This window comes from Bradyrhizobium japonicum USDA 6 (assembly GCF_000284375.1).
Taxonomy (GTDB): Bacteria; Pseudomonadota; Alphaproteobacteria; order Rhizobiales; family Xanthobacteraceae; genus Bradyrhizobium; species Bradyrhizobium japonicum.
Genome location: NC_017249.1, coordinates 2,711,919 through 2,731,846, shown reverse-complemented (window position 1 = coordinate 2,731,846; position 19,928 = coordinate 2,711,919). Strand labels below are relative to the sequence as shown.

The 19,928-nt window shown below is 65.1% G+C and carries 11 protein-coding genes; 7 read left to right on the top strand and 4 right to left on the bottom strand.

Annotation, left to right across the window (positions count from 1 at the left end; translation table 11 throughout):
* Positions 1–9: 9 nt before the first annotated feature.
* The 5 genes from treS to treY are packed head-to-tail and all read left to right on the top strand — an operon-like array spanning position 10 to position 12,061.
* Positions 10–3,300 (top strand): maltose alpha-D-glucosyltransferase, encoded by a 3,291-nt coding sequence (treS, locus tag BJ6T_RS12785; RefSeq protein ID WP_014492786.1) that lies wholly within the window; start codon positions 10–12, stop codon positions 3,298–3,300.
* On the top strand, positions 3,293–5,440 hold the full coding sequence (glgB, locus tag BJ6T_RS12780) for a 1,4-alpha-glucan branching protein GlgB (RefSeq protein WP_014492785.1): 2,148 nt from the start codon (positions 3,293–3,295) through the stop codon (positions 5,438–5,440). Before treS ends, glgB begins: the two co-directional genes overlap by 8 nt.
* Positions 5,441–5,443: 3 nt before the next feature.
* Positions 5,444–7,522 (top strand): glycogen debranching protein GlgX, encoded by a 2,079-nt coding sequence (glgX, locus tag BJ6T_RS12775; protein ID WP_014492784.1) that lies wholly within the window; start codon positions 5,444–5,446, stop codon positions 7,520–7,522.
* Positions 7,519–9,273, top strand: coding sequence for a malto-oligosyltrehalose trehalohydrolase (treZ, locus tag BJ6T_RS12770; RefSeq protein ID WP_028170632.1), 1,755 nt, complete (start codon positions 7,519–7,521; stop codon positions 9,271–9,273). Before glgX ends, treZ begins: the two co-directional genes overlap by 4 nt.
* A gap of 1 nt (position 9,274) precedes the next feature.
* Entirely contained in the window at positions 9,275–12,061 is a 2,787-nt protein-coding gene (treY, locus tag BJ6T_RS12765; protein WP_014492782.1) for a malto-oligosyltrehalose synthase, read from the top strand.
* 3 nt (positions 12,062–12,064) lie between these two features.
* On the opposite strand, the gene BJ6T_RS12760 is transcribed toward treY, so the two are convergent.
* Entirely contained in the window at positions 12,065–12,382 is a 318-nt protein-coding gene (locus BJ6T_RS12760) for a polyhydroxyalkanoic acid system family protein (protein ID WP_028170631.1), read from the bottom strand.
* A 182-nt stretch (positions 12,383–12,564) separates the two neighbouring features.
* Here BJ6T_RS12760 and BJ6T_RS42870 point away from each other — a divergent pair, with 182 nt between their 5' ends.
* Positions 12,565–12,729, top strand: a complete 165-nt coding sequence (locus BJ6T_RS42870; protein ID WP_007595743.1) for a DUF3309 family protein — start codon at positions 12,565–12,567, stop codon at positions 12,727–12,729.
* Positions 12,730–12,774: 45 nt separating this feature from the next.
* Here the strand turns inward: BJ6T_RS42870 and ligD are convergent, their stop codons facing one another.
* The gene (gene ligD / locus BJ6T_RS12755; RefSeq protein ID WP_014492780.1) at positions 12,775–15,441 is read right to left on the bottom strand and encodes a DNA ligase D; all 2,667 of its coding nucleotides are present in this window, start codon (positions 15,439–15,441) and stop codon (positions 12,775–12,777) included.
* A gap of 117 nt (positions 15,442–15,558) precedes the next feature.
* Between ligD and ku the strand changes: the two genes are divergently transcribed.
* Positions 15,559–16,443: a non-homologous end joining protein Ku gene (gene ku / locus BJ6T_RS12750; protein ID WP_014492779.1), complete on the top strand. Its 885-nt coding sequence runs from the start codon at positions 15,559–15,561 to the stop codon at positions 16,441–16,443.
* A gap of 42 nt (positions 16,444–16,485) precedes the next feature.
* Here the strand turns inward: ku and BJ6T_RS12745 are convergent, their stop codons facing one another.
* Together BJ6T_RS12745 and BJ6T_RS12740 are read right to left on the bottom strand one after the other, a co-directional pair.
* Positions 16,486–17,175: a response regulator gene (locus BJ6T_RS12745; RefSeq protein ID WP_014492778.1), complete on the bottom strand. Its 690-nt coding sequence runs from the start codon at positions 17,173–17,175 to the stop codon at positions 16,486–16,488.
* The gene (locus BJ6T_RS12740) at positions 17,172–19,895 is read right to left on the bottom strand and encodes a DUF4118 domain-containing protein (RefSeq protein WP_014492777.1); all 2,724 of its coding nucleotides are present in this window, start codon (positions 19,893–19,895) and stop codon (positions 17,172–17,174) included. The genes BJ6T_RS12745 and BJ6T_RS12740 overlap by 4 nt, the downstream gene beginning before the upstream one ends.
* Positions 19,896–19,928 lie beyond the last annotated feature (33 nt).

Below are 19,928 nucleotides of genomic sequence, written 5' to 3'. Positions count from 1 at the left end.
GATCACGCCATGAATGTTTTGTCTTCCGTCGAGACCCAAAGAGCCGAGGCAGCCGAGATCGTGGATGAACTCTGGTACAAGGACGCCATCATCTACCAGCTCCACGTCAAGGCGTTTGCCGACAGCAACCATGACGGCATCGGCGATTTCGCCGGACTGACCGAGAAGCTGCCCTATCTCCAGGAGCTTGGCGTCACCGCGCTGTGGCTGCTACCGTTCTATCCATCGCCCGGGCGCGACGACGGCTACGACATCGCCGACTACGGCTCGGTCAATCCCGATTTCGGGACGATGAAGGACTTCAAGCGCTTCATCCAGGAAGCGCAGAAGCGCGGCCTGCGCGTCATCACCGAGCTCGTCGTCAATCACACCTCCGACCAGCACAAATGGTTCAAGCGCGCGCGCCGCAGCCATCCGGGCTCGAGCGCCCGCAACTGGTATGTCTGGAGCGACACCGACCAGAAATACCAGGGCACGCGGATCATCTTCACCGACACCGAGAAATCGAACTGGACCTGGGACCCCGAGGCCGGGGCGTTCTACTGGCACCGCTTCTTCTCGCACCAGCCGGACCTCAATTTCGACAATCCGCGCGTGGTCAGCGCGCTGATCCAGGTGATGAAGCGCTGGCTGGATGCCGGCGTCGACGGCTTCCGGCTCGACGCCATTCCCTATCTCTGCGAGCGCGAGGGCACTTCGAACGAGAACCTCCCGGAGACGCATGCGATCATCAAGCGCCTGCGCCAGGAACTGGACTCCTACTCCAAGGGCAAGCTGCTGCTGGCCGAGGCCAATCAATGGCCGGAGGACGTGCAGGAATATTTCGGCCGCGGCGACGAGTGCCACATGGCCTACCACTTCCCGCTGATGCCGCGCATCTACATGGCGATCGCGCAGGAAGACCGCTTTCCGATCACCGACATCCTGCGCCAGACGCCGGACATTCCCGCGAGCTGCCAATGGGCGCTGTTCCTGCGCAACCATGACGAGCTGACGCTGGAGATGGTCACCGACGTCGAACGCGACTATCTCTGGACCACCTACGCCAACGATCCCCGCGCCCGCATCAATGTCGGCATCCGCCGGCGGCTGGCGCCGCTGATGGACAATGACCGCCGCAAGATCGAGCTGATGAACTCGCTGCTGCTGTCATTCCCGGGCACGCCGATCATCTATTACGGCGACGAGATCGGCATGGGCGACAACATCTATCTCGGCGACCGCAACGGCGTGCGCACGCCGATGCAGTGGAGCCCGGACCGCAATGGCGGCTTCTCCCGCTGCGATCCCGCCCGCCTCTACGCGCCACTGATCATGGACCCCGTCTACGGCTACGAGTCGGTGAACGTGGAGGCGCAGTCGCGCAGCCTGTCCTCGCTGCTCAGCGCCACCAAGCGCCTGATCTCGGTGCGCAAATCGACCCTCGCCTTCGGCCGCGGCACCATGACCTTCATCCGCCCGGCCAACCGCGCCGTGCTGGCCTATGTCCGGCAGTACAACGACGAGGTGATCCTGTGCGTCGCCAACCTCTCGCGCGCAGCCCAGGCGACCGAGCTCGACCTGTCGCCGTGGAAGGACCGCATTCCGCAGGAGATGCTCGGACGCACGCGTTTTCCGCCGATCGGCGAGCTGCCCTACATGATCACGCTGGGGCCCTACGGCTTCTACTGGTTCCAGCTCACCGAGCGCAACAAATCCGAGCCGGTGACGCCGCGCGCGGTGCCGGAGTTCGAGACGCTGGTGGTGCCGGTCAATTCGAACTGGGTGTCGCTCGCGCGCGAGCGCGGCGTGTTCGAGCGCGACGTGCTGCCGGGCTTCCTGTCGCGGACCCGCTGGTATCCCGAGCACAATCCCAAGCACATCCAGGCCACGCTGACCTCGGCGGTGCCTTTCAGCGACATCGGCGACAACAGACCCTGGATCGCGTTCTTCGAGACCACGCAGAACGACGTTACCACGCGCTACGTGCTGCCGATGCAGATCGAGTGGGTGCGCTTCGACCGCGAGCGGTTCAACCCGAAGGCGCTCGCTGCCGTGCGCCAGGGCGCGCGCGAAGGCACGCTGCTCGACGTCGCAACCGAGCAGATCTTCATCGGGCTTTTCCTGCGGGGCCTGTCGCAGAACCTGGTGGTGGATGAGAACAATCTGCGGCTGGAATTCAAGGCGACCAGCCGGTTTGCCGATTACACCATCAAGGAGCCCGGACGCATCCGCACTATCGAGCAGTCGAACAGCACGGCGTTGGTCGACAACCAGTACGTCGCCAAAATTCATCGCCAACTCGAAAGCGGCATCAATCCCGAGATCGAGATCGGCCGCTATCTCACCGAGGTGGCGCGCTTCGCCAATACGCCCGCGCTGCTCGGCAGCGTCGAGCTGATCGAGGGCGATCGAAGCAGCGCGATCGGCGTCCTGCACGCTTATGTCGAGAACCAGGGCGACGGCTGGGCCGTCACCACGGGCTATCTCGACCGCTACGTCGATGAGCAGCGGCTGGCGCCGATGAGCGAAGCGCCCCGCGAGACCCAGGAGCAGGCGCCCTATCTGCATTTCGTGGCGCAGATCGGCCGGCGGCTTGCCGAGCTGCATGTGGCGCTGGCCGCCGCCAAGCCCGACAATCTCGCGCCGGAGCCAATCGGCCCCGCGCACGTCAAACGCTGGGCCTCCGACCTCAAGGCACGGGCCGAACGGGTTTTTGAACGGCTCGCCGACAGCCGCGACGGCCTGCGGGAATCCGACCGGCCGCTGATCGATCAGCTCGTCGCGATGCGTGCGACCCTGCCCGACCACCTCGACGCCCTCTTGCCATCCGGCATCGCCGGGTTGAACATCCGCCATCATGGCGACTTCCGCCTCGGGCAAACCCTGATCGTGAAGGACGATATCTTCATCATCGATTTCGACGGCAATCCGCATCTCGCGCTGTCCGACAAGCGACGCAAGCTGCCTGCCGCGCGCGACGTTGCCGGCCTGATCCGCTCGATTGAGCTTTCGGTTAACGCAGCGCTCAGTCGGGCGCTGACGGGCGCATCCGACGAGCAGGACCGGCTCGCGACCGCACTCGGCGAATGGCGCGAACGCGCCGCCGCGACATTCCTTAACGCCTACCGCGAAGCCATGACCGATCGCCGGGTGTGGCCGGAAGATCGGCAATCCGCGGAAGGCCTGTTAAGGTTTTTCCTGCTTGATCAAGCCTTCGACGAAGTAGAGTACGAGCTGTCCCACCGGCCTGAGGGGCTCCGCGCGCCGCTGACCGGACTGCTTCGCATTCTGTCCAATGAGAGCGAAGCCCATGCCTAAACTGCCAGCCGAGGCCTACGCGATCATCGAGGGCCGCCACTCCGACCCCTTCCATTATCTCGGGTTGCATCCCGAGGGCGGCAAGAGCGTGGTGCGCGCGTTCCTCCCCGAGGCCACCAATGTCGAGGCGGTGGGCGAACATGGCGAGGTGGCGAAGCTCGATCGCGTCCACGATTCGGGCCTGTTCATCGGCGCCCTGCCGAACGGCTCGAAGCGCTACCAGCTCCGCGCCAGGTTCGGCGACAACATCGTCGAGTTCGAGGACGCCTATCGCTTCCCGCCGATCCTGACCGACTTCGATCTCTATCTGCTCGGCGAAGGCACCCATCAGCGCCTCTACGACAAGCTCGGCGCGCATCCGATGCGGCTCGAAGGCATCGACGGAATCGGCTTCGTTGTGCTGGCGCCGAACGCGCGGCGGGTGTCCGTGGTCGGCGATTTCAATTTCTGGGACGCGCGGCGCCATCCGATGCGGGTCCGCGGTGCCGGTTATTGGGAGCTGTTCATCCCGCACGCCAAGGGCGGCGACCACTACAAGTTCGATATCATCGGTCCGCACGGCCATCAGTTGCCGCTGAAGTCCGATCCCATGGCCTTTGCGAGCGAGGTGCGGCCGAAGACGGCTTCCATCGTGTTCGACGAGGCACATCTCGCACGCCCGCGCCCGGCACCGGATGGCATCAACGCGCTCTCGGCGCCGATGTCGATCTACGAGGTCCATCTCGGCTCCTGGCGGCGCAAGAACGGCGACGAATGGCTCACCTATCGCGAACTGGCCGAGCAGCTGCCGGCCTATGCCCGCGACATGGGCTTTACCCATCTCGAATTCCTGCCCGTCAGCGAGCATCCGTTCGACGGCTCCTGGGGCTATCAGCCGACCGGCCTCTATGCGCCGACCAGTCGCTTCGGCGGGCCTGAGGATTTTGCCGCGCTGGTCGATGCCTGCCATCGCGAGGGCGTCGGCGTGCTGCTCGACTGGGTGCCCGGCCATTTCCCCGACGATCCGCACGGGCTCGGCAGCTTCGACGGCACCTCGCTCTACGAGCATGCCAATCCGCTCCAGGGCCGCCACCTCGACTGGGGCACGCTGATCTACAATTACGGCCGCACCGAAGTGACGAACTTCCTGGTGTCGAACGCACTGTTCTGGCTCGAGCGTTACGCGATCGACGGCCTGCGCGTCGATGCGGTCGCCTCCATGCTCTATCTCGACTACAGCCGCCCGCCGGGCGCCTGGATTCCGAACCAGTATGGCGGCCGCGAGAACATCGAGGCGATCGCGTTCCTGCGCCGCTTCAACACCGAATTGTTCGCGCGCTTCCCGCAGGCAACCACGGCGGCCGAGGAATCCACCGCGTGGCCGCAGGTCTCGCGCCCGGTCGAATTCGGCGGGCTCGGCTTCGGCTACAAGTGGAACATGGGCTGGATGCACGACACGCTGAACTACATCAGCAAGGATCCGATTCACCGCAAGCATCATCACGGCGAGATCCTGTTCGGCCTGCATTACGCTTTCTCGGAGAACTTCATCCTGCCGCTGTCGCATGACGAGGTCGTGCACGGCAAACGTTCGATCCTCGGCCGCATGCCCGGCGACGAATGGCAGCGCTTTGCGAATTTGCGCGCCTATTACAGCTTCATGTTCGGCCATCCCGGAAAGAAGCTGCTGTTCATGGGCGCGGAGATCGCGCAAAGCCGCGAATGGAATCACGACCAGTCGCTCGACTGGCACCTGCTCGAATACAAGTACCATTCCGGCATCCAGGCGCTGATCCGCGACCTCAACCGGCTCTATCGCGCGGTGCCGGCGCTGCACCAGATGGATTGCGAACAGGGCGGATTCGAATGGCTGATCACGGATGACGCCAACCGCAACGTGTTCGCCTGGCTGCGCAAGGGATTCGACGAGCACGCACGGTGTCTCGTGATCATCAACTTCTCACCCAACGTCTATCGCAACTATCGCGTCCCCGTGCCCCTCGCCGGCAAGTGGAAAGAGGTGTTCAATTCGGACTCCGCCCATTACGGCGGCACCAATGTCGGAAACATCGGCGAGGTTCATGCCGCTGGCGGCAAGGTGCCCGAGCTTCGCCTCACCGTTCCGCCGCTCGCCGCGATCTTCCTCGTTCCGGAAAGCTGACCGATGCGCCTGACTGCCGGATCGCCCGCACGCCTCGGCGCAAGCTGGGACGGACGCGGCACCAATTTCGCGCTGTTCTCCGCCAATGCGCAGAAGGTCGAGCTGTGTCTGTTCGACACGCAAGGAAGGCGCGAGCTCGAGCGTGTCGAGCTGCCCGAGCGGACCGAGGATGTCTGGCACGGCTATCTCAACGACATCTCGCCGGGCCAGCTCTACGGCTATCGCGTGCACGGCCCCTACGAGCCCGAGCACGGCCACCGCTTCAACGCCAACAAGCTGCTGCTCGACCCCTACGCCAAACGGCTCGCCGGGCGGCTGGTCTGGAGCGATGCCCATTTCGCCTATCGCACCGGCTCACCGCGCGAGGACCTCTCCTTCGACCGGCGCGACAACGCGCGCGGCATGCCCAAGGCGGTCGTCGTCGACGAGACCTTCAACTGGGGCCGTCGCGAGATCCGGCCCAACATCCCCTGGGAGGACACCGTCATCTACGAGGCCCACGTCAAGGGCCTGACGCAGAAGCGCGACGACGTGCCGCCGAATTTGCGCGGCACCTATGGCGGCCTGTCGTCGCCGGCGATGATCGAGCATCTGAAAACGCTCGGCGTCACCACCGTCGAGCTGCTTCCGATCCACAGCTTCATCGACGACCGTATTCTGGTCGAGAAGAAGCTCGCCAACTACTGGGGCTACAACACGCTGTCCTTCTTCGCGCCCGAGCCGCGCTATGCCCAGGACAATGCGCTCGATTCCTTCCGCACCACGGTCGCGCGCCTGCACGATGCCGGCATCGAGGTGATGCTCGACGTCGTCTACAACCACACGGCCGAAGGCAATCACCTCGGTCCGACCCTGTGCTACCGCGGCATCGACAATGCCTCCTATTACTGGCTGAATCGCGAGAACCCGCGCTATTACGACGACTTCACCGGCTGCGGCTCGTCGGTGAACCTCACCCATCCGCGCGTGCTCCAGATGGTGATGGATTCGCTGCGCTACTGGGTCGAGGTCTGCCATGTCGACGGCTTCCGCTTCGACCTCGCCACCACGCTCGCGCGCGGACCGAACGGCTATGATCGCGGCAGCTCGTTCCTGACGGCGATCCGGCAGGACCCGGTGCTGGCGGCGGTGAAGCTCGTCGCCGAACCCTGGGATCTCGGGCTCGGCGGCTACCAGGTCGGCGCATTCCCTTCCCAATGGTCGGAGTGGAACGATCGGTATCGCAGCGCCATGCGTCGCTACTGGAGCGGCGAAGGCAGCCTGATCGGCGATATCTCGAGCCGCATGACGGCCTCATCCGACCTGTTCAACCATGACGGACGGCGACCGCGCGCCAGCATCAACCACATCACGGTGCATGACGGCTTCACGCTCGCCGACCTCTTCAGCTACAACGAGAAGCACAACGAGGCCAATGGCGAGGACAATCGCGACGGCTCCAGCGACAACCACAGCAACAATTGCGGTGTCGAGGGTCCGACCGACGATCCCGAGATTCTCGGGCTGCGGCGGCAGCTTCGCAAGAACGTGCTGGCCTGCCTGATGCTGGCGCAGGGCGTTCCGCTGATCCTGGCCGGCGACGAGGTCGGCAATTCGCAGTCCGGCAACAACAACGCCTATTGCCAGGACAACGAGGTCGGCTGGGTCGGCTGGGACAATCTCGGCAAGGACGGCGACGACATGGTCGATTTCGTCGCCGGGCTCGCGGAGATCCGCCGCCGCTTCTCGCAGCTTCGCAGCCATCGCTGGCTCGACGGCCGGCCCAAGGACGGCGCTTCCTACGGCGCGCTGTGGCTGACGCCCGCCGGCGACGAGATGACGGAGAGCGACTGGAAATTCCCGGAAGGGCGGTTCCTCTCCTATGTGATGGGGCCGATGGAACCGGGGAGCGCCGCGATCTTTATCGTACTGAACGCCGCCCCCGAAGAGATCGCATTCAAATTGCCCAAAATGGCCGAGTACAAAAGCTGGCAGCAGATCCTGAATACCACCGATGCCAGGCCGAACAGTGTTGATTTACAGCCCGGAAGCGACAGCAAGGCGCCGCCGCGCTCCGTGCTCGCCTTCGCGGGGGCGCTATGAGACCATCCTTCGGGGCGAGGCCGACCAAGGACGGCGCGTCGTTCCGGCTGTGGGCGCCCGGCGCTCGCCGAGTCGATCTCCTGCTCGACCGGCGGCACGCGATGCAGCGCCGGCAGGATGGCTGGTATGTCGCCGAGATTGCCGGCCTGCCCGTCGGCAGTCCCTACCAGTTCAGGATCGACGACGAGATCGACGTGCCCGATCCCGCATCCGCCTTCCAGCCGGACGACGTTTTTGGCCCGAGCGAAGTCGTCGACCATGATGCCTTCACGTGGCGCGCGCGCGACTGGCGCGGACGTCCCTGGGAAGAGACGGTGTTGATCGAGACCCATGTCGGCACCTTCACGCCCGAGGGCACCTACAGCGCCATGATCGACAAGCTCGATCATCTCGTTGCGACCGGGATCACCGCGCTGGAATTGATGCCGCTGGCCGATTTCGCCGGCCGCCGCGGCTGGGGCTATGACGGCGTGCTGTGGTACGCGCCCGACAGCGCCTACGGCCGGCCCGAGGACCTGAAGACACTGATCGACGAGGCGCATCTGCGCGGACTGATGGTGTTCCTCGACGTCGTCTACAATCATTTCGGCCCCGAGGGGAATTATCTCGGCCGCTATGCGCCGGCTTTCTTCACCGATGCGCATACGCCCTGGGGCAGCGCGATCGATTATCGCGTGCCGCAGATCCGGGCCTTCGCGGTCGAGAACGCGCTGTCCTGGCTCACCGGCTACCGCTTCGACGGCCTGAGACTGGATGCCGCCAATCACATCATGGCGATCCCGGGCGAGCAGTCGATGTTGCAGGACCTCAGCGTCGCCGCCGGCGAGCTCGCCAAGGCCACCGGACGGCACATCCATCTCGTGCTTGAGAACGGCGACAACCGCGCCAGCCTGCTCGATGCCGCGCAGGATCCGCCCAACGGCAAATATCGCGGGCAGTGGAACGACGACTATCACCACGTCTGGCACGTGATGCTGACCGGCGAGCTCGCGGGCTATTACGCCGACTACCAGACGCCGCGCATGGATCTCGCGCGCGCGCTCGCCTCGGGCTTCGTCTACCAGGGCGAGATCTCGGAGTTCTGGGGCAAGAAGCCGCGCGGCGAGGCGAGCGGCGAGCTGCCGCCGGCGACCTTCGTCAACTTCCTGCAAAACCACGACCAGATCGGCAATCGCCCATTGGGAGAGCGGCTCGAGAGCCTGGCATCGCCGCGGCAGATCGAAGCCGCGCTCGCGGTGACCCTGCTCGCGCCGATGGTGCCGATGCTGTTTCAGGGTGAGGAATGGGGCTCCACGGTACCCTTCCCGTTCTTCTGCGATTTCCAGGGCGGCCTTGCCGAGGCTGTGCGCAAGGGTCGCAAGCAGGAATATGCCTGGGCCTACGAGAAATACGGCGACGAGGTCCCCGACCCGCTCGATCCCGAAACGCTGCAATCGGCCGTGCTGGATTGGACCGGCCACACGCCGGAGCAGGATGCGCGGCTGGCGCTGGTGCGGGAGCTGCTCGCGCTCCGTCACAAGGAGATCGCACCGCGGCTGAAGGGTGCGAGGTTCGGCGATGCCGCGACGGCCGATAGCGGCCTGCTCTCCGCGCATTGGCACATGGGCGATGGCACGACGTTGCGCCTGACCGCCAATCTCTCGGACAAGGACATCGCACGTCCCAGCGACGCGACAGGCACGCCGATCTGGGGCTCTGTCAGCGGCAATCGGCTCCCACCCTGGTCGGTGATCTGGCATCTCGGAGGTTAGCATGCCTCCTGCCATTCCTCTTGCGACCTATCGGCTTCAGCTCACCGCGGATTTCGACTTCGACAAGGCCGCCGCGGTCGTGCCTTACCTCAAGACACTCGGGATCACGCATCTCTACGCTTCGCCGGTGATGAAGGCGCGCAAGGGCTCGACCCATGGCTACGACACCGTCGATCACAGCCAGTTCAATCCCGAGCTCGGCGGCGAGGCCGGCTTTGCCCGGCTGAGCGACGCCCTCGCGCAGCACGACCTCGGCCTCATCATCGACTTCGTGCCGAACCATGTCGGCGTGCACTTTGCCGACAATCCCTGGTGGCTCGACGTGCTGGAATGGGGCCAGGCCTCGCCGCATGCGGTTTCCTTCGACATCGACTGGGATCAACTGGCCTATCGTGCCCGCGGCGGCGTGCTGCTGCCGATCCTCGGCTCGCCCTATGGCGAGGCGCTGGAGCGCGGCGACATCGAGCTGCGCTACGATGCCGATGAAGGCAGTTTTTCCGCCTGGTATTTCGAGCATCGCCTGCCGATCGCACCGGAACGCTATGGCGAAATGCTGCGCGTGATCGTGAAGGAAGACGACGCCGCCGAGATCGAGCCCGGCGAGCGCCTGCTCGCGCTCGCGGCCCGCTACACCGGGCTGCGTCGCCCCAACCGCAGGGAAGCGCCCGGCTTCAAGGCGGAGCTCAAGGAGATCGCAGGCAGCGCCGACATCATCGACCGCGGCCTCGCCGCCTATCGTTCCGCCAAGGATCGTCCGGCGCAGACACTGGCGCTGCATCATCTGCTGGAGCGCCAGCACTACAAGCTCGGGCACTGGCGGCTCGCCTCCAGCGACATCAACTATCGCCGCTTCTTCGACGTCAACGGGCTTGCGGGCCTGCGCGTCGAGGACGCGAGCACGTTCGCCGCAACGCACCGGCTGGTGAAGCAGCTCATTGCTGATGGCAAGCTGCAAGGCATCCGCCTCGATCACATCGACGGCCTGCGCGATCCCGCACAATATTGCCAGCGGCTGCGCCGGCTGGTGCGCGACGCGCAAGGCAACACCAAACCGTTCTATACCGTGATCGAAAAGATCCTGTGCGAGCACGAGCGCTTGCCGCGTTTTGCCGGCGTTCAGGGCACCACGGGCTATGAGTGGATGAATATCATCACCCAGGTTCTGGTCGATGCGAAAGGGCTGGAGGCGCTGAACGAGACCTGGCGGCAGATCAGCAACCGCCCACCACGGCTGGCGCCTTACGTCAAGGACGCCAAGCGGCGCGTGCTGGAGACGCTGCTGACCAGCGAATTCACCGTGCTGACCCGCCTGCTCGCGCGCATCGCCAACGGGCACTACTCGTCGCGCGACTTCTCCGCCGACAGTCTGCGCCAGGCGCTCGAGTTGTATGTGCTGCACTTCCCGGTCTATCGCACCTATTTGACGCATAGCGGCCCGACCGCGCTCGACCGCAAGCTGATCGACGACACCATCGAACGGGCCCGCGCGGAATGGTTCGCTGCGGATGAAGGCATTTTCGACTTCCTGCGCGACGCGCTGACCATGGACCTGCTCAAGCCCGGCCGGCCTCCGCACAGCGCCCCGCGGGTGCGCCGCTTCGCGCTGAAGGTGCAGCAGTTCACGGGACCGATGATGGCGAAGTCGCTGGAGGACACCGCGTTCTATCAATTCCACCGGCTGCTCGCCCTCAACGAGGTCGGCGGCGATCCCGCGAGCAACGGCTTCACGATACCTGCCTTCCACGAGGCCATGCGCGCGCGTGCCAAGGAATGGCCGCAAGGGATGACGGCGACCGCGACCCACGACACCAAGCGCGGCGAGGACGCGCGCGCGCGGATCGCGGCCCTCAGCGAGTTTCCCGGCGAATGGACCAGCGCGGTGGCGCGCTGGAAGGTGCTGAACGCGCCGCACCTCGCGCTCGACGGCAATCTGCGCGCCCCGTCGGCGACGTTCGAATACATGCTCTACCAGACCCTGCTCGGCGCCTGGTCGCTTGGGGAGACAGCCGATGCCGGCTTTGTCGAGCGCATCCAGGCCTATGCGCTCAAGGCCGCGCGCGAGGGCAAGGAGGAGACCAGCTGGCTCAACCCGCACGAGGCCTATGAGAACGGCGTCGAGAGCTTCATCGGGAAGATCCTCGATCCAGCGCAATCCAGCGAGTTCCTGGAGGCGCTGCAAACCCTGGCACGCCGCGTCGCGCTGCTCGGGGCCCTGAACTCGCTGAGCCAGCTCACGCTCAAGGCGACGCTGCCCGGCGTGCCGGACTTCTATCAGGGCACCGAATGCTGGGACCTGTCGCTGGTCGATCCCGACAACCGCCGTCCGGTGGACTTTGCCGCGCGGCAGACGGCGCTGACGTCACTGGAAGCGCCGGACTGGCGCGGGCTGATCAAGACCTGGCCGGACGGCCAGCTCAAGCTGGCCTGGACGCGGCACCTGCTCAAACTGCGCAACGAACTCGCCGACGTGTTCGCGCAGGGCGAGTATCAGCCGCTGCAGGTTCGGGGCGCGCACGCTGACCACGTCATTGCCTTTACCCGCCGACACGGCCGCACGGCAGCGATCGTCGTGGTCGGGCGCCAGTTTGCGCCGTTCACGCAAGAAGGCCGACAATGGCCCGCCTTCGAGGGCGTTGACGCGACGATCGACATCACCGGCTACACCGGGCCGGACCTTGCTGGCAATCAATTGCCGCTCGCGCAAGCCTTCCGGGATTTTCCGGCTGCGGTTATCGAAGCACGTGCCGCAAGCAGTGCGAGACCCAGGCAACAGCGCGCTCGTAGCTGACGGCTACTTGCCCCCGTCCTTGGTCAGCAGCAGCTGCCCGCGCTTGCGGATGGTCGCCTGCGCCATCTCGGCGAAGCGCTGCAACAGCCACGGCAACACAACCTCAACCTTGACGTGGTCGTCGGCGACATCGACCTGGCCGCTCGCGATCTGCCCGAGCGCGCGGATGCGAAAACTCATGCTGTCGCCGTTCCAGCGCTCCTCCTCGACCTGCATCACGGGAATGCTGGCCGCCGCGCGGCCGAGCCCGGTCTTGAGCCGGCGCACGGCTTCCTCGCGGCCGAGACGATGCGGAATGGAGACGACAAGCGGTGCTGACATGGCCCTGCCCTGTGGTGATTGATCCTCACATAGTCATGCCGCCTGGACTGGCAAAGGTTCCATGCACGTTGGCCCCGTTCGCCGTGTTTCATCGTGGGAACTATAGAACCTGCGGCAAGTTGCCCTCGCACCACGGGACAGGTGCAAACGACCCTTTCAACAAAGGGCTGGAGGAGACTAGCATGTCTATCGGTACGATCATTCTGATCATTTTGGTCATCGCGCTGCTCGGCGGCTTCAGCGGTATCGGCGGCGGCCCGTTCTACGGCACCGGCTATTACGGCGGCGGCGGCCTCGGGCTCGTCATCGTCATACTGCTGATCCTGCTGTTGCTGGGACGGATCTAGCCAACGCTCGAATGTAGGGTGGGTTACGCCTCCGGCTAACCCACCCTACTTCTTTTTCCCCGCGAGCTTCTTCGCCGCCGCCTTGATCGATATCGCCGCGTCGTCATAGCCATCCCAGGCTTTCGAGCGCGCCAGCAGACCCGGCACCGTCCGCACCGTGTACCGCTTCGGATCGAGATCGCCCTTCACCTGCGCCCACGTCACGGGCATCGACACGGTCGCGCCATCGCGCGCACGGGGCGACAGCGGGGCCACCGCCGTCGACAGGCGGTCATTGCGCAAATAATCCAGGAAGATCTTTCCGTTGCGCAGCTTCTTTGACATGTTGAGCAGATAGCGCTCGGGATCGTCGTCGGCCATCCACTGGCAAACGCCTTGCGCGAACGCCTTGGCCTCCTTCCAGCTCACCTTGTCGCGCGCGCCGTGGAGCAGCGGCACCACCACGTGCAGGCCCTTGCCGCCGGTGGTCTTGCAAAAGCTCTCCATGCCGACGTCGGAAAGGCGCTGCCGCATCTCCTTGGCGGCGTCCACGACATCTGCAAATTTGACGTCCGGCGCGGGATCGAGATCGAACACCAGCCGGCCCGGCGTATCGTAGGCGTCCGGGGCACAATTCCAGGGATGCAGCTCGACGCCGCCGATCTGCGCGACCGCGGCGAGCCCCTCGACGCGATCGATCTGCAGATACGGCTTGCGATCGCCCGAGACTTTCGCGAGCTCCAGCAGGTTCGACGTGCCCTGCATGGCATGGCGCTGGAAGAATTTTTCGCCGCCGATGCCATCAGGCGCGCGCAGGATCGAACAGGGCCGGCCCTTGATGTGCTCGATCATCCAGGCACCGACGGCCTCGAAGTAGCGCGCAAGATCGAGCTTTGTGACACCCTCGCCGTCGCCGCCATCCGGCCACAGCTCCTTGTCCGGCTTCGAGATGACGACACCCATCACCTCGGCCGTGCCGGCATCCTTCCGCTTGCCTGCACTCGGCACGGCACGCTTCCTGGCCGAGGGCTTGGCGAGTTCGGTATCGGCGGGTGTTTCCGCCTCGACCTCCTCGGCCGGCTTGTCCTGCCGCAGGCCCTTGAAGGCGGCCTGGCGGATATTGCCGTCGGCGGTGAAGCCGGCGAACTCGATCTCGGCGACGAGCTCCGGCTTCAGCCAGTGCACGTCGCGCGTCTTTTTCGGCGCGTTCTTGCCGCCGAAGGGGCTTTGCCCGGCCTCCATGGCCTTCAAGGACGGCATGATGCGCTTGACCGTGTCCGCGCCGAAGCCGGTGCCGACCATGCCGACGAAGGCGAGATGATCGCCGCGGTGCACGCCGGCCATCAGCGAGCGGAATTTGCCGTTGGTGGTCTTCCAGCCGCCGATCACGACCTCATGGCCGGCGCGGCATTTGGCCTTGGTCCAGCTTTCCGTTCGCCCCGACCGGTAAGGCGCATCGAGCTTCTTCGACACCACGCCTTCGAGCTCGAGCTTGCAGGCCGATTGCAGCACGGCATCGCCGCTGCTCTCGAAATGCTCGACATAGCGGATTTGGCTCGACTTCCTCTTGCCCGCGTCCAGGAGTTGCCTGAGGCGGTCCTTGCGCTCGCCGAGTGGCAGGCGCCGGCAATCGAGCCCCTCGGCGAACAGGAGGTCGAAGGCAAAGAAGATCAGGTCCTCGGTCTTGCCGTCCGACAGCGCGGCCTGGAGCGAGGAGAAATTCGGCGCGCCGTTGTGATCCAGCGCGACGATCTCGCCGTCAATCATGACGTCGGGAAGCTCCCCCGCCTCCTTCGCGATGGCCGCGAACTTGTCGGTCCAGTCGAGGCCCTTGCGCGTCTTCAGCGTCGCCTCGCCGTCCTCGACGCGGAGCTGGACGCGATAGCCGTCGAACTTGATCTCGTGGCACCAGCCGTCGGCCGCCGGCGGCCGCTCGACCGGGGTGCAGAGCTGCGGCGCGACGAAGTCCGGCATCTCCGAGACCTTTTTCGCATTTGTCGCGGTCGTCGCCTTTGTCTTTGCGCCCGTCCCGCGCTTCAACGCCGCGCCGGGCGCCGGCCTGACGGTGCGCCCTTTCGGCTCCTCGGCACGATTGGACTGCCAGACCGCATCGGCCTTGGCCTTGGCACCCTTCGCCAGCATGAACGGTTTTGGCGCGCGGCCCTTGCCATCGGCGATCTCTGCCATCGCGCGGCCGGAGGCCACCGACTTGTCCTCGCTTAGAATGTCGTCGCTCTCGCTGGCATATTCGTCGCGATGCTTGATCAGGAGCCAGTTGGTGCGCTTGCCGCCGTTGCGGTCATGCCTCATCCGCACCAGCACCCAGCTTCCATGCAGCTTGTCGCCGTGGAGCGTGAACTTGAGGTCGCCCTTCTGGAAACCGCGCTCGGGATCCTCCGACTCCCAGGTGCCGCGGTCCCAGAGCATGACCGTGCCGCCGCCATACTGTCCTTCCGGAATCGTGCCTTCGAAATCGCCATAGTCGAGCGGATGGTCCTCGACCTCGACCGCCAGCCGCTTGTCATGCGGATCGAGCGAGGGTCCCTTGGTGACCGCCCACGACTTGAACACGCCGTCGAACTCGAGCCGCAGATCATAGTGCAGCCGCGTCGCATCGTGCTTCTGGATCACGAAGCGCCGCTGCGCCGATGGCGCCACCGCGGTCTTGCCCGACGGCTCCGGTGTCTTCTCGAAATCGCGTTTCTGTCGGTAGGTGGAGAGTTTTCGCAGCACGACCGGTCCCGCATTCTCTTTCGGCGTTGAAGCCTATCACGACAAAAGTCCCACCCGGAACCAAAACCCGATGGGGCTGTTGGGGTTCCAAAATGCCTTGAAACGCTGGAGAACGGAATGGCCCCGCGCGCCTATTGGAAGGGAACGTTAAAGCTCTCGCTGGTCAGTTGCCCGGTCGCGCTTTATCCGGCGACCACCGCCGCCGAGAAGACGCGGTTTCACATGATCAACCGCGAGACCGGAAACCGGCTCAAGCAGCAGATGGTGGACTTCGAGACCGGCGACGTGGTCGAGAGCGACCAGAAGGGACGCGGCTACGAGCTGCGCAAGGGCAAATATGTCGAGATCGAGCCGGAGGAGCTCGAGGCGGTCCAGATCGTAAGCAACCACACCATCGACATCGAGAGTTTCGTGCCGAGCGACGAGATCGACCAGCGCTATCTCAATCATCCCTATTATATCGCGCCCGACGGCAAGGCTGCGGTCGATGCTTTTGCCGTGATCCGGGACGCCATGAAAGACCAGGACCGCGTGGCCCTCGCCAAGATCGTGCTCACCAACCGCGAGCACATCATCGCGATCGAACCGCTCGGCAAGGGCCTGCTCGGCACCACGTTGCGCTTCCCCTATGAGCTGCGCGACGAGGATCAGTTCTTCGACGACATCAAGAGCCCCAGGATCACCAAGGACATGGTCGAGCTCGCCGGCCACATCCTGCATACCAAGGCCGCCCATTTCGACCCGAGCAAGTTCAAGGACGAGTACGAGACCGCGCTGAAGACGCTGGTGAAGCGCAAGGCCAGCGGCAAGACAATCGAGCTGCCGGAACGCGAGGAGCGGCCGAGCAACGTCGTCAGCCTGATGGACGCGCTGAAGCAGAGCCTGAAGGGACGCGGCGGGAAGAAGACGGCGGCGAAGTCCCATGCGCGTCGCGCCGCCGGGCGCCAGCGCAGCGCGAAGAAGACGCACCGGTCGACGGCGCGGCAGAGGAAGGCGGGGTAATTTGCTCCGTCATTGATGCAGTTGTCGTAGGATCTGCGGGAATCAATCCCCCGCCTTCAGCCGGTACCCGATCCCGGTCTCCGTCAGCACATATTGCGGACGTTCCGGATCGGCTTCGATCTTCTGGCGGAGCTGACGGACGTAGACGCGCAGATATTGCGCGTCCGTCAGTTCGTCCCAGAGCTCCTTGAGCAGGAAGCGATGAGTCAGCACCTTGCCGGCGTGCTGCACCAGCACGCGCAGGAGATCATATTCCTTCGGCGACAGCTTGACGTCGCGCTCGCCGACCTTGACGATCCGGCGCACCAGATCGACGGAGAGATCGCCGGTGCGGAATATCGGGCGTTCGCCCTGCACCTGAAGCTGGTGGCGCAGCGCGGCGCGCAAGCGTGCCAGCAGCTCGTCCATGCCGAACGGCTTCGTCAGATAATCGTCGGCGCCGAGATCGAGCGCCTGCACCTTGCCGGCCTCGTCGCCGCGGCTCGACAGCACCACGATCGGCACGCCCTCGTTGCGGCCGCGGATGGTGCGCAGCAATTCGTGGCCCTGGATGTCCGGCAGGCCGAGATCGAGAATGATCAGCGCGGGTTCTTCCGCGAGCTTCTCGAGCGCGGTCTTTCCGTTCGACGCTTCCAGTATCTCGTAGCCTTGCGTCGAGAGCCCCATCCGCAGCAATTTTCGGATCGGCGGCTCGTCGTCGATGACCAGAACCTTGATCGGGGCGGCGCTCATGCTGCGGTATCCAATGCGTGGGTCCGTTCCGGAACGGGCAGACGAATGGTGAGGATCGCGCCGCTGCGGTCGCTGCGGTTGGCGGCCGAGATCGTGCCCTGCATCGCCTCGACGAAGCCGCGGGAGATGGCGAGCCCCAGCCCGGTACCAGGACGGACATGGTCGCCCTTCTGCACGCGATAGAACTTGTCGAACACGCTCTCGAGCTCGTCAGGCGGAATGCCGCCACCCTGGTCGGCGATCTCCAGCACGACATGATTCCCCTCGCGCCGACTGCGGATCGAGATCGTTGTATCCGGCAGCGAATACTTCGCGGCATTGTCGAGCAGATTGAACAACACTTGCTCGAACAGCACGGCATCGAGCTGAAGCATCGGCAGATCGGCGGCCAGCACCAGTTCCACCTTGTGCGCCGTCAATATCTTGGTCGCACGGCGCAGCGCGCTGCCGACGATCTCGCCGAGATCATGCAGTGCCGCGTTGGGCACGACGGCGCCGGATTCGAGCTTTGTCATGTCGAGCAAATTGGCGATGAAGCGGTTGAGCCGCTCGGACTCGTCGATCACGGTGGCGAGCAGATCGCGCTTCTCGGTGTCGGACAAGGCACCGGCGAGATCGCGCATGGTCGAGGCCGCGCCAAGCACGGAGGCGAGCGGCGTCTTGAGATCGTGCGAGATCGAGGTCAGCAGCGCAGAGCGCAACCGCTCGGATTCGACGGTCCGCTTGACGCGATCCACGTCCTCGACCAGCAGCACGCGCTCGATTGCCAGCGCGCCCTGGTCGACGAGTGCATCGAGCAGCCGGCGCTGGTCGGGGGTCAGCAGCGGACCGGTGCGATCATTGTCGATACCGATGACGCCGATCGGACCACGCCCGGTGCGCATCGGCAGGAACAGCCGCTTGGCGCCGGGCAGCGTGTCCGAACCGCGGCCGGCGGGACGATCGTTGCTCCAGGCCCAATTGGCGGCGGCGAGATCGGCCTGGTCGATCTGGTCCTCGGGCGGATAGCCGGACTTCACCGTGAGCAGCCCTTCCTCCGGCAGCAGCAGGACCACGCGAACCTTCAGCATCAGCGCAGTTTGATAGGCTGTTGCCCAGAGCACGTCGTCGAGCGTCCCGGCGCCGGTGAGCTTGCGGCTGAACGCATAGAGCTGCTCGGTCGTGCGGATGCGGCCGAGCGCGGTGTCCGCCTGCGTGCGCACCCGCCCGGCGACGTTCGACACCACGAACGCGATCAACATGAAAAAGAAGAACGCCGCGACATTGGTCGGGTCGGTAATCGTGAAAGTGTAGACCGGCGGCAGGAAGAAGAAGTTGTACGCCAGCGACGCCGCGACGCTCGCAAGAAGCGACGGCCACAACCCGTAGCGAACAGCCACGGCAACGACCGCGGTCAGGAACATCAGGTCGACGTTTTCGATGCCGAAATACGGCTTGATGGCCACCGCTGCGGCAAGGCCGAGCGCGGTGATCCCGAGCGCCTTCAGATAGGGACGCGCATCAAACGCCTCTACGCGTGCCGCCGTCTGAACCGCAGTCTTAGGCGCCGGCTCGGCGGCGAGCTCATCGCCGGGAATGACGTGAACGCTGATATTTCCGGCACTGCGCACGAGATCGTGCACGACGGAGCCGCGCGTCAGTTCGAACCACCGCGAGCGCGTCGATTTCCCGATCACGATCTGGGTGACGTTGTTCCCTTGCGCGAAGTTGATGACGTCGTCGGCGATGCGGCGGCCCACAGCGGGAATGGTCAGCGCTTCACCGCCCAGCGATTCGGCAAGCCGCAGCGTATCGGCGAGACGGTCGCGTTCCTCGTCCGAAAGCTGGAGCGACCGCCGGGTCTCGATCGAGATCGCGGTGAATTGCGCATGCAGCCGGTCGGCCAGCCGCTTGGTGTAGCGGACGAGCCCGGCCGCGCGCGGATCCTCGCTGATGCAGACGAGGATCCGCTCGCCCGCGGCCCAGGGGCCGGCGATGGCATTCGCCTGCATGTGATTGAGAAGCTGCTCGTCGACCCGCTCGGCCGTACGCCGCAGCGCCAGCTCGCGCAGCGCGGTCAGATTGCCGGGCGAGAAATAGTGCTCCAGCGCCCGCTCGGCCTGCTTGGGCACATAGACCTTCCCCTCCCGCAGCCGCTGGATCAGATCGTCGGGCGTGAGGTCGATCAACTCGATCGCATCGGCGCGGTCGAAGACCGAGTCCGGCACGGTCTCGCGCACCCGCACATGGGTGATCTGGGCGACGACGTCGTTCAGGCTCTCGATATGCTGGATGTTGACGGCGGTGTAGACGTCGATGCCGTGGGACAGCAGCTCCTCGACGTCGAGATAGCGCTTGGGATGGCGGCTACCGGCGGCATTGGTATGAGCGAGCTCGTCAACCAGCGCGATCCGAGGGCGGCGGACGATCACGGCATCGAGGTCCATCTCCTCGACGATCTGGCCGCGGTAATCGAACCTCTTGCGCGGCACTACCTCGAGCCCGCGCACCAGCGCCTCGGTCTCGGCGCGGCCATGGGTCTCGACAAAGCCGACCACCACGTCGATACCCGCCTTGCGCCTGGCATGGGCGCTTTGCAGCATCTCGTAGGTCTTGCCGACGCCGGGGGCGGCGCCGACGAAGATCTTCAGCTTGCCGCTCGCGCTCTCTTCCCGGCGCGCGGCTTCAAGCAGCGCCTCAGGGGACGGACGTTGTTCGGGATCGCGGCGCTCTCGGACCATCAGGCCAATATAATCATCCGCCCGCCCCCAGCC